Here is a 933-nt window from a genome sequence, read left to right on the forward strand (position 1 = left end):
AATGAAACGCGTGTATTTGGTAATCATGTTCTCTACCGTATTAAAGCATTAAAAGATTTTGCTGATATCAAAGCAGGCACCTTAGGGGGCTTTATTGAAAAGGAAGATAACCTCTCTCATGAGGGAAATTGCTGGGTCTATGATGAGGCTCTTGTGTTTAAAAATGGTCACGTTTATGAAAATGCAAGGGTTTTTGGCAAGGCTGTCACTTGTGGTCATATCTATGGTCATGCGCGGGTTTATGACAATGCTATCGTTGCTGGCTATATCTATGATAATGCCCATGTTTATGGCAATGCTGTTATTTCTGATAATTCCCATGTCTATGGTAATGCGCGTGTTTATGGCAAGGCTATTATTTATGATAATGCCTATGTTTATGACAATGCTAAGGTTTATGAAAACGCTCGTATAGCAAATAACGTGCATGTTTTTGAAAATGCTCATATTCATGGCATTGCTGTTATTCGTGAAAATGTCTGGGGGGCTACTAAAATAAAAACCTATACTGAACGTCTCTCTCCTTATGGTGAATTAGAGATTGTCTGGGTCTAATCAATAAAGCAGTACAGGCGTGGCGGGGGCGCCTCTCTTTCAAATTTTCCCATTCCAAATTTTAGCAAATGTTTATCACATTAGATTGTGAGGGTCTTCTATGTGCAAAAAATATGAATTAACCAGTGAAATCAAAAAAATCAAACATGCTCTTACTCGAAATATTATAAACCTTTATCGCATTAAAGCTTTAAAAGATTTTGATGATATAAAGGCGGGGTCTTTAGGCGGCTTTATTGAAAAGGAAGTTAACCTATCCCATGATGGCAATTGCTGGGTGTATGATGAGGCTTGTGTCTATGGTCATGCAAGAGTGTATGATGATGCAAAAATACGCCATTTTTCTCAAGTCTGTGGTCAAGTTTATGGCAATGCTGA

At 37.8% G+C, this 933-nt stretch carries 1 protein-coding gene and 1 pseudogene; both read left to right on the forward strand.

From position 1 onward, the window contains the following. On the forward strand, positions 1 to 555 hold a 555-nt coding region (locus tag ACFIK8_RS10350), incomplete at its 5' end, for a hypothetical protein (RefSeq protein ID WP_375669375.1). A 100-nt stretch (positions 556 to 655) separates the two neighbouring features. Further along, positions 656 to 933: pseudogene (locus tag ACFIK8_RS10355) on the forward strand (hypothetical protein); the annotation flags it as partial.

It is taken from the genome of Bartonella sp. MR168JLCBS (assembly GCF_042194175.1).